This is a genomic window from Endobacterium panacihumi, from assembly GCF_050847465.1.
Classification (GTDB): domain Bacteria; phylum Pseudomonadota; class Alphaproteobacteria; order Rhizobiales; family Rhizobiaceae; genus Neorhizobium; species Neorhizobium panacihumi.
The window spans coordinates 160,635-167,529 of the sequence record NZ_JBOZRA010000010.1; the positions used below are offsets into that span (position 1 = coordinate 160,635).

Below are 6,895 nucleotides of genomic sequence, written 5' to 3' on the forward strand. Positions count from 1 at the left end.
ATTTAGGTGAGCATGAATTAACATTCATTCTGGGGGTTGTGATGCTGTCAATGAAAATCCGGAATCTATTGCCGGTCCTCTTTATTTCTCTTCTCCTCATGGTGGTCGCGCTGGGGGCGATTGCAATCAACTCTCTAAGTAGCATCAACAGGCAGGTTTCGCTGCTTGGAGACACTCAAGCGAAGGCGACAAGCGTCCTCGTGAGCATTAAGGAAACGTTGTCCGGTATCAACAGCCTCTATTCTCAGCATCTCCTTTCCGTCTCGCTGGATGATCTCAAAAAGCTTGAAAACGACCTCGATCGGCGAACCGCAATCGTGCAATCGCTGTTAGTGGATTTCAGTAAAACGCCTGCAGCACAAATAGAACAGAAAGCGTTGGCAAGCCTTGATGAGAGTATGGCAACGTTTTTCGCCGACGGGAAAAAGTTCATCTCGATCTCAACCATCGGTGCAAAGACGATCGCGCTTGATCTTTACAACGGCCAGATGAAATCCGGTTTGGCGCAGTCTGAAGCCACACTCAACGCGATGATTGACCGTAACCGCAAGGCTTCGGAGGCGGCGCTCCTATCTTCCGGTGCCAAGTACCAAAACACATTGATCTTGACCGGATCGATGATCGCAGCCTCCTGCTTAATCGCACTTGCCGCCTCATTTATTGCGGTGGTGCGGGTGGCGCGACCTATAGCGTGTTTGCAAGAAAGCATGTCGGTTCTCGCAGAGGGCAATAGCAACCATCATGTTCCATTCCGTGACCGTGGGGATGAGATTGGAGACATGGCAAGAGCTGTGGAGGTCTTTCGCGAGAACGCCATCGAACGTGAGCGGCTTGAACATCAGAGTGCGACAGATCGAGATCTGACAGAAACGGAGCGCCGAGATAATGAGCGCCGCAGGGCAGTGCAGGCCGGCGACACGAAAATCGTCGTTGAAGAGCTCGCGCGCGGCCTTGGCAGACTGGCTGATGGTGACGCAACTGTTCGGCTCGATCGCCCTTTCAACGTCGAGTTCGAGACGATCCGCGTCGATTTTAATGCCGCGGTTTCCAAGCTCGACGGTGCGCTCGCTGTTGTGAGCCGAAATGCTCAGGTCATCAATTCGGGTTCCGAAGAGATCCGCTCCGCTGTCGATCACCTGTCAAAGCGGACCGAACAGCAGGCCGCGTCGGTTGAAGAGACCGCTGCAGCTCTTGAGCAGGTCAGCAACACCATGCGCGATGCCACGAAACGCGCCGAAGAAGCGGGAATTATCGTAGAGGCGACCAAGAAAGGTGCTGAGCGATCGAGCAAAATCGTGGATATGGCTGTAGAAGCGATGGGCTCGATCGAACAGTCGTCAGCCGAAATCAGCAACATCCTCGGCTTAATTGACGACATCGCTTTCCAAACCAACCTTCTAGCGCTTAATGCGGGTGTGGAAGCTGCGCGTGCTGGTGAAGCGGGCAAAGGTTTCGCCGTTGTAGCTCAGGAAGTACGCGAGCTCGCCCAACGCTCAGCGCAGGCCGCTAAAGAGATCAAGGGTCTCATCATGTCCAGTCAGCAGCATGTCCGATCAGGTGTCAGCCTGGTCGGCGATGCAGGGGAGGCTCTGAAGGATATCGCACGTGAGGTCGTCGGTATCAGTCATCACGTGACTGCAATCATTGAAGCTTCGCGCGAGCAGTCGTTGGGGATCCGTGAGATCAGTAACGCGATCAATACGATTGATCATGGAACTCAGGAAAATGCAGCGATGGTAGAGGAATCTTCTGCCGCGACTCACGCTCTGGCGGCTGAAGTCGAAAGCCTATTCAAGCTTATCGCACAGTTTAAGACTGGCGAAGGGATTGTTATTCGTGGAAATCTGGCTCAGAGCGCGTTGCCGGTAAAGCGACAGAATGTCGGGTTCCAGCAAGCGTTTGTCGACCATCCGCGTAAATCCGCCGGCGGCGGAGGTTGGAGTGAGTTCTAATCGCAAACCTTCAACCCCAGAAGATGAGAGCTAACAATGACCGCACGTATCTGTTTTGCAAGTTTGATGATGGCAGCATTAGCGAGCCCGTCCTTCGCTGAGACGCTCACTATCGCTACCGTCAATAATGGCGACATGATCCGCATGCAGAAGCTGTCGGCGGACTTCAGCAGGAAGCATCCCGACATCAACCTGAACTGGGTAACGCTTGATGAGGCTGATCTTAGACAGCAGGTGACCATTGACATCGCCACGAATGGGGGCAAATTCGACGTCCTGACGATTGGCACTTATGAGGTCCCAATCTGGGCAAACGAGGGGTGGCTATTGCCTCTTGATGATCTGGGAACGGAGTACGATACTGCGGATATTCTCCCGGCAATTCGCGACAGTCTCACCCATAACCAGTCTCTTTTCGCAGTCCCATTCTATGGTGAGAGCTCGATGGTTATGTATCGACAAGACCTTATGGCTAAAGCCGGTCTATTGATGCCGCCAGCGCCGACCTGGAGTTTTATCGCCGACGCAGCTATCAAGATGACCGACCGCGCCGCTGGCGTGAACGGAATATGCTTGCGAGGCAAACCAGGCTGGGGGGAGAATATGGCCTTTCTGACCGCTACCGCCAATTCCTTTGGGGCACGGTGGTTCGACGAGAAGTGGCAGCCGCAGTTCAATCATCCGACATGGAAGCAAACGCTGAATTTCTATGTCGACCTAATAAAAAAGGCCGGGCCCGAAAGCGCGGAGAAAAACGGTTTCAACGAGAATCTCAGTTTGTTTCAGGCCGGCAAATGCGGCATGTGGATTGATGCTACCGTTGCGGCGTCTTTCGTGTCTGACCCAAAAGCCTCGAGCGTCGCTGCGCAGGTAGGTTTTGCTCTTGCGCCGGATAACGGCTTGGGCAGGCGGGCTAACTGGCTATGGGCGTGGAACCTTGCTATCCCCGCAAGTACTGCCAAATCAGAGTCTGCCAAGGCTTTCCTGAAATGGGCGACTGACAAGCGCTACGCACAACTTGTAGCGAAAACAGATGGTTGGGCAAATGTTCCGCCTGGTACTCGCTCATCGCTATACCAAAATACCGCCTATCAAGCGGCAGCACCATTCGCAAAGATGACCCTCGAGAGCATCAATGCCGCCGACCCGCTGAAGCCATCGGTCGATCCCGTCCCGTATGTCGGTGTCCAGTTTGTAGCCATCCAGGAATTTCAGGGCATCGGCGATGAAGTTGGGAAACAGTTTGCAAAAGCGTTGGAAGGGGCGGTGTCCGTTGATGAGGCCTTGACCGCTGCTCAAGCAGTATCACAGCGCGAAATGCGCAAAGCCAAATATATCGAGCCAGGCCTTTAGCTGATGCCCCGATGCTCAAAGTCAGCGCTGGCGTAATGGGAGACGCCAAAGGCATTGATTTCGTCCGCCGAAGCCAATTTCAGTTCGGCTATTTTGAATTCAGAAGACCAGAAAGCCCTAATGACAAATCTGTGGAAAATCTACGCTGCCTTACCTTTTGGCTTGGCTCTAGGCGGTTGTACTTCCGGAAGTACCAACGCACCTGCACCTTTCATGAAAGGCGGGGCCTCAATGGTTCGTACGGAGTCTGATCACACCGACTGCGCGATCGAAGCCGCGCAGCGTGTTCCGTCAAATATCCTAACGACGCAAAAGCCGATCTATACGATACCACCGCGGACGCAGTGCAATCAGATCGCTGGTGAGACGATATGCCATCATATCGACAGGCAAATTGTTGGCGGCGAGGTTTCAGAACGCGATGCGAATGCCGAATTGCAAGCGGCAGCGCAGCGGCAATGCATGAGGAGGAGAGGTTATACATATACTAGGTAAGTGATTACTGTAACAGCATTGGTGCGCGGATCGTTAATTGCGTTGTCGTAGGTGATCGGCGATCGCAATAACCTGGCTTTTGCAACGATGCCTTTCAAGCATAATGTGTCCCGCCGCCATCGTATCGGCAAGATGAAATTTAAGTTCACGAAGTGGTCGGAATACGAGGGAGCCTTCGTCGGCGTGGCAACCTGACCCTGTGGATGACGGCGGAGGCGATGTCGTCCTGGCAGGCGCCGAAGCGAACTACGCGTGACGGCCAGCCGCGCTATTTCGATCTGGCGATTGAGACCGCCCTGGCGCTGGGACTGGTGTTCGGTCTGCCGCTGCGTCAGACGGAAGGTTTCTTGACTTCGGTGCTGAAGCTGATTGGCTTGGATCTCGCCGTTCCCGATCATACGACGGCTGAGCCGTCGGGCCAATAAGCCGAGAGCGCCGAACAAGCGGCACGATGATCGCATCCCGGAGAAAGGATCCGTCCACGTCGTGATCGACAGCAGAGGGCTGCAAGTCTGCGGCGCTGGCCAATGGCTGGAGGAAAAGCGTGGTGTCAAATCCCGTAGGGGTTGGCGGAAACTGCACCTGGCGCTGTATGCCGACAGCGACGACATCATCGCTCACGTCATAACGGACCAGGATGCTGGCGACGCCTCGCAGGTGGAGCCGCTGCTCGACCAGATTGACACGCCGATCGGCCAGTTCACGGCCGATGGCGCTTATGACGGTGAGCCGACGTATGACGCCGTCATCAGGCACAGCACCGATGCTACGGTGGTCATCCCGCCGCGGTCCAATGCGTGGAACGGCCGGACAGCCATCCCCCGAGCCCAGCGAGACCGTCATACCGCGGCGATCAGTGCCAATGGCCGGATGACATGGCAGGTCGCGACCGGCTACGGCAAACGCTCACTCTCGGAGACCGCGATCGGTCGTTACAAATTGATCATCGGCCGCCGGCTGCGGGCACGCCTATTCGCAGCACAACAGACGGAAGTCGCCATCGGCTGCAATGTGCTCAATCGAATGCTAGCCTGCGCACGCCCGAAATTCGTCCGGTGTAGAAAAGCTACTGCATAGCCGCATTATCAAAGACCGAACTCCGTGCTTTCAACAACCCGCGCACCAAAGCCCGTCAGACACGAAATCGCTGCTGCTGGATATCGGGATAGAGCCTCGTACGACGCCGGTCCGCAGCCCACAGTCCAACGGAATGGCTGAAGCCTTCGTAAGGACGTTCAAGCGCGATTACTTCTCGGTCAATTCCAGTCCGGACGCCAAAACCGTCATCGCCCAACTGCATTTAGGGTTCGAGCAATACAACACGCTTCACCCGCACAAAGCTTTGGGAAATCGCTCACCGCGCGAGTTCTTAAACCGTCAACGAGTAATCTGATCCTGTCCGGTTTTTATGAGGCAACTCCATCATGTCGTCGCAGAGATCTGCCGATCCAAGTCCAGCCTCGGCCGATGGGCTATCCTGTCGGCAAATTTGAAACGCAGGTCGTTGGTTCGGATTGCATCAAGGCGGGTGATACGGACACCAGATATCTTCATACAAAGACCTTCCATCACACCAAGACCCAGCAGCATCCTGTCAAAGATGCTCCCCCCATCATGATGACGGCGCCATTCATCATCATGATCAAAAATCATGGTTCCGGCATCCAGGCCGCGGTGCCTCATTCTATGAGCTTAACAATTGACTGTCCAACCTGTAAGGCAGCGCCGTTGGACGCTAACCACTCCGCCATCTCGATCGGAGCATGTGATCGGTCTGCGCGACGCGCAGCGTCTCCCGTGATTGGCACGATCATTGATGATTTCTCAAACTATGGTTTGAGCAGAACCAATTGCTCTTCCGGCGACAAGCGTTTGTCTTCCTCATAGACTAGGTGATCGATATGCCAACTTTGAGACCATTGCGGCTGGGAATTACTTATCCCCTCGGCGGCGCAGAATACGACTACTATCAATTCGCTGATAGCAGCAACGGCAAGGTACGGACCTATCTGGTGGGTGCGCGAATTTTCGGTGAAGGCAAGGATCACGATATCGAGCACTTGCAGCGAACCGGCTCGCTGGACAATCTAAGGGATGCTGCACTCGGCCTCGTTCCGCTGACATGCGACGCAGCCGTTTGGGCCTGCACGAGCGGCAGCTTCGTGGATGGTCGCGCCCATGCCGAGGCGCAGGCGCAGGCAATAGGTGCGGTGACGGGATGTCCGGCAAGCAGCACGTCGTTGGCGTTCGCCGCCGCACTCCAGGAGATCGGAGCCAAGCGGGTTGCGATCGTCGCGAGCTATCCCGAACCGGCCGCGCGAGCCTTCGTGAAATTTTTGTCGGAATTCGGCATCGACGCGCCCCGTCTCGTCTGGCTCGATGCGCCGGCAGGTCCCGATGCCGCGCGTTTCGGCGCCGAGCGTCTGCTTGCCGCTTCGCAAAGCCTGGACCTGACGGATGTGGATGCGATTCTCGTTCCGGACACAGCTCTGCCAGGGATCGAACTGTCGCGCTTGATGACCGAGCAACTCGGAAAACCATGCTTGACCGCAAACCAGGTGACATTGTGGGAAGCATAGCGGCTGGCCAATCACAAGGTTGAGCCGACAGCGCTGATGGCGGCGTTCGCGTAAAGCGGCGACAGGCTGGCGACAACGCCGCCCTGTCGCCGGCATATCAGCTGCCCGTCTCGATCAGGGCCTTCGGACGAGGCTCCTCATTGAGGGCCTTGCCATTCACTTCGGCAAGGATGAGAGGGATCAGCATTGTAACACAATTGACCCGGGCTGTAGCCGTCGAATTCCGGGACAAGGGCATTCGCGCAAACATCATCTGCCCGGGATTTGTGCGAACGCGTCACGGGGAATTCGAAATGGCCGAGTTGCGAAAGCTCGGAATCGACGCGTCGGAGAAGGATATCAATGTCCTTCAAGGACGCATGTGCACGCCGGAGGAGGTCGCCCGTGTCGTAAGCATCCGGCGGAGGCCGCAGGTCAGGCCGCCTGAGCACTCAGCGTCTTGGGTGTCCAGTTCCACGGCAGCAATTGCTCCAGCCTGCTGATCGGTGTGTCCGCAATGTTGGCGAGGGCGTCGGC

General features: G+C 55.9%; 4 protein-coding genes and 3 pseudogenes. 6 read left to right on the plus strand and 1 reads right to left on the minus strand.

Features of this window, described 5'->3' with window-relative positions:
* Positions 1-41 precede the first annotated feature (41 nt).
* From ACRQ1B_RS27835 to ACRQ1B_RS27850, 4 genes and pseudogenes are all read left to right on the plus strand, one after another.
* Positions 42-1,952, plus strand: coding sequence for a methyl-accepting chemotaxis protein (locus tag ACRQ1B_RS27835; RefSeq protein WP_432297464.1), 1,911 nt, complete (start codon positions 42-44; stop codon positions 1,950-1,952).
* A 36-nt stretch (positions 1,953-1,988) separates the two neighbouring features.
* On the plus strand, positions 1,989-3,305 hold the full coding sequence (locus ACRQ1B_RS27840) for an ABC transporter substrate-binding protein (protein WP_432297466.1): 1,317 nt from the start codon (positions 1,989-1,991) through the stop codon (positions 3,303-3,305).
* Positions 3,306-3,887: 582 nt separating this feature from the next.
* Positions 3,888-4,877, plus strand: a pseudogene (locus ACRQ1B_RS27845) (IS5 family transposase).
* A gap of 58 nt (positions 4,878-4,935) precedes the next feature.
* A pseudogene (locus tag ACRQ1B_RS27850) lies at positions 4,936-5,193 on the plus strand (integrase core domain-containing protein); the annotation flags it as partial.
* A 29-nt stretch (positions 5,194-5,222) separates the two neighbouring features.
* Here the strand turns inward: ACRQ1B_RS27850 and ACRQ1B_RS27855 are convergent.
* Positions 5,223-5,453, minus strand: coding sequence for a hypothetical protein (locus ACRQ1B_RS27855; protein ID WP_432297467.1), 231 nt, complete (start codon positions 5,451-5,453; stop codon positions 5,223-5,225).
* A gap of 248 nt (positions 5,454-5,701) precedes the next feature.
* Here ACRQ1B_RS27855 and ACRQ1B_RS27860 point away from each other — a divergent pair, with 248 nt between their 5' ends.
* Positions 5,702-6,379 carry a maleate cis-trans isomerase family protein gene (locus tag ACRQ1B_RS27860; RefSeq protein ID WP_432297469.1) on the plus strand — a complete coding sequence of 226 codons (678 nt, stop codon included), beginning with the start codon at positions 5,702-5,704 and terminating at the stop codon, positions 6,377-6,379.
* Positions 6,380-6,549: 170 nt separating this feature from the next.
* A pseudogene (locus ACRQ1B_RS27865) lies at positions 6,550-6,711 on the plus strand (SDR family oxidoreductase); the annotation flags it as partial.
* Positions 6,712-6,895: the final 184 nt, after the last annotated feature.